A 609-nucleotide genomic window follows, 5' to 3' on the forward strand; every position below is an offset into this window, starting at 1 on the left:
AAATCTTTTTGCTATGTCTAAACCAATTGTTGTAATCTTCATTTTGGTCTTCTCCCTTTGATTATTGTAACCACTTTAATCATGGCACATAGATGCCGTATAGGGAGGAGACCATTACATCAGGTTATAACTGGGTGATCATTACCAATGAAGACGGTTGGCCTTTATTAGTGGTAGATGCTGACGGCTTTTTAAGATCAGCGTTATTTGAGCCAGATACGTTTGACCCTTATCACTATTGTCACAGACCTATAATTGTTGCTGATGAAGCGATGCGTTTAAGTGAAGTGATTTTAAAAATACGGGCTAATCATTCTTTAGATAAATCGTTTGATGGGGCCATTGATCACGATGTGGTATTAGTGTGGAGCGATGTGAAACGCATTATTACCGGCGCTGATATATTTGGTCGGTTGCTCAAAGGTATGAGTGCACCAAAACTCGAACTGCATGAAAATACAGAGAATAAAAAGCCGCTGTAAAGCTAACACCGATCAGTTAAGGTATTTTTGATCGGTTGACCGATCTTTTGGTTGCTTCACAATACCCTTATCATCTTTTGATTATGAGGGTATTTTTATGCTTAGTCATTGGTTACTTGATACAGAT

At 38.3% G+C, this 609-nt stretch carries 1 pseudogene; it reads left to right on the forward strand.

Annotated features, from left to right (window positions below):
* Window positions 1-119 precede the first annotated feature (119 nt).
* Window positions 120-482: pseudogene (locus H4J63_RS19820) on the forward strand (Mg2+ and Co2+ transporter CorB); the annotation flags it as partial.
* Window positions 483-609: the final 127 nt, after the last annotated feature.

This window comes from Pseudoalteromonas sp. 5Ae-yellow (assembly GCF_014077565.1).
Lineage (GTDB): Bacteria > Pseudomonadota > Gammaproteobacteria > Enterobacterales > Alteromonadaceae > Pseudoalteromonas.